3 protein-coding genes are annotated in these 2393 nt (G+C 65.5%); all 3 read right to left on the bottom strand.

The genetic code is table 11. The annotated features are described in order from the left end of the window. Nucleotides 1–45 precede the first annotated feature (45 nt). The gene (locus C998_RS0113810) at nt 46–573 is read right to left on the bottom strand and encodes a TraV family lipoprotein (protein ID WP_038082219.1); all 528 of its coding nucleotides are present in this window, start codon (nt 571–573) and stop codon (nt 46–48) included. Beyond that, nucleotides 573–1427, bottom strand: a complete 855-nt coding sequence (locus C998_RS0113805; protein ID WP_018871461.1) for a DsbC family protein — start codon at nt 1425–1427, stop codon at nt 573–575. Before C998_RS0113805 ends, C998_RS0113810 begins: the two co-directional genes overlap by 1 nt. A gap of 8 nt (nt 1428–1435) precedes the next feature. Then, nucleotides 1436–2393, bottom strand: a 958-nt coding sequence (locus C998_RS14270) for a TraB/VirB10 family protein (RefSeq protein ID WP_231365018.1), incomplete at its 5' end; no start/stop codon positions are given.

The following is a 2393-nucleotide window of genomic DNA, read 5'->3' as shown; positions in this document are numbered from 1 at the left end:
CCTGCCGTTTCAGTGCGTTCAGATCCAACACGATTGACCCCTTTCTTACTGTTCCGCCTGCTCGTTCAGGAAGTCCACGGCGGATTGCGTGGCCTCCTCGTCGCTCATCCGCTCAGGCTCTTCCTCTTCTTCGATCACGAGCGGGCTGGTATCCGGCGCTTGCAGATTGATGAAGCGATCGTCCTGTGCCTGACGGTTTCGCTTGAGCACCCACTGTCCGTCGCGGACCACGGTGTAGACGTAGGACTGGTCGTGGAACTGACCCACCTCGTCCTCCCACGGCCCGACCCACACCCGGAGGATTTCCGGCTCGCTCAGAATGGGAGCGCCCGAGGGAAGGCGCGGCGGCATCGCCTGCTGCGGGAGGGCTTCCGGGGCCGCCCGAATGGCATCACGCGCGTCGGTGTCCTGAATGGACCGCTCGTAGGCGTCTTCCAGGCTGATGCACTGCTCACCATCGGGATAGGGGCACGACAGATCGCTCTCCCCCATCCCCATCGTTGAAGCGCAGCCAGAGGCCAGCAGGACCACCCCGGCCGCCGCTCCCAAACGGATCGTCATTGTTGCCTTCATCAGTTGCCTCCCTTGGCCCAGGTCTCAAAGCCTTGCGGATTGAAGCCAACCCGGTGGTCGCCGTCCGGACGCACGAAGAACGGCGTGCCCCGAATGCTGGAGCGGGCCGCGAAGCGCTCCACTTCTCCAATGTATTCCTGCGCCCGCGCGAGGCACGCCTGATCGTTCACAGGCGGCGCCCCCTCACCGTTCATCAGCCGGGTATAGGCGGACATGGGGTCATTGGCGCAGAGCGCCATTGCGGCCTGCTGACGCACCGCCGGATCACGCGACAGCGGCATCATCAGGCGATAGACGCGGAGATCCCCCATGGAGGACAGCGCCTCCTCGAAGCGGGCACAATGCGGGCAGGCCGGGTCCGTGAACAGAGCGATGGCAGGTGCATCCTCCGGCCCGGTCGCGATCATCATGTCGCTCGGGAGGTTCTGCCAAATCTCGGCACTGACGCTGGCCTGCGCGGGCGCCGTTGCCGGGGCGGCGGACTCGCCCCCCGCAGCCGCCGGAGACAGCCCAAGTTCACGCTTGCGCTGGGCCGTGAGGTCTTCCTGGTCCTCGGTCCCGAAGATATGGCCCGCGACGATGTAGGGCTCCCCAGGGCGGACGTAGAACACGTTGCGGCCCGCGATCACTTCATAGAGCCCCGTGACCGGCGAGGGCATGACACTCGCGATCTGACTGTTTGGGAACTGCTGCCGGATCACGGCCTCCGCCTCCGCATCACTCATCGACTCGCTATCGACGCTGATCGCGTCCGATACCGCGCCCAGAACATCCCCCTCATTGGCCGCCCATGCGGGGGCCTGTGCCATTGCCGCCGCGAGGGCGGATACGATCATTACCTTCTTCATCTTCATGTCTCCTGTTAGCGCACGTTCACGCGAGAGCGGGAGCGAACGCTTGTGCCAGCCAACGCGCGGTCTTCATCCGTCACGATGGGCTCAAACCCGACTTCCCGAGACGCGCTGTTCACATCCCCGTCCAGGTTCGCGCCACGCAGGAAGACCACGGACACGTCCCGGCCTGCGGGAACCTCGATCACGGGATAGGTCTGCTCGGCGGCCTGGACGTAGTAATCGGCCAGACGCTCCATTGCAGAACCGGCGCCACTCGCTGCGCCGTATTCGAGGATGTCGCCCGGATCAACGTCGCGGGTGGTGCCTCCAGCGGTGGTGTTGAGGGTCGTGCTGGCCTGCGCGAAGCCCTCACCAATGCCACCGACAATCCCGGCCATCAGGGCTCGCGCAATGAGCTGACCCTGCTTGCTGACCAGCCGCCCCCGGATGCCCGCTTTGCCGTCTTCACCGACGACATAGGCATCCACCGACTCGTCAATCACGGAACCGTCCGGCAGGACGCACGACAGACTCTCGACGCGGACGTAAGCGCGCTCACTCGAAATGTCCCCATAGCCCGCGCCCGTCATAAAGCACTCTTTCACGTTGCCCCGGAAACGGTTAGGAAGGATCGAGTTATCCGACAGGCGCATCAGCAGCGGATGGGGGTCACCCTGGGCCGTTCCGCCGGTCGGCGCGTCGATGCCGCCAATGATGTTGGCGCGCACGAACGACCCCGAGGGGATGTAGGTGCCCACGTTCTGATCGGCCGCCTCCGCAGCGTCATGTTCCTCGGCCGCCGCCTGCTCGCGCGCCTCGCGTTCCTCGCGTCGCGGGTCACCCAGCGACACACGAGCGATGCCCCGGACTACCTCCGGTTCATCCGGACGAGCCGCCCGCTCGCCTGTACCGTCTTCGCTACGAGAACCCGGTGGCGGAGGCGGGACCACCTCTCGATCGGCCGTTTCCGTTTCAGGCTCGGCCTCC

The sequence above is a fragment of the Thioalkalivibrio sp. ALgr3 genome, from assembly GCF_000377325.1.
Taxonomy (GTDB): domain Bacteria; phylum Pseudomonadota; class Gammaproteobacteria; order Ectothiorhodospirales; family Ectothiorhodospiraceae; genus Thioalkalivibrio.
This window is presented reverse-complemented; position numbering and strand designations above follow the sequence as displayed.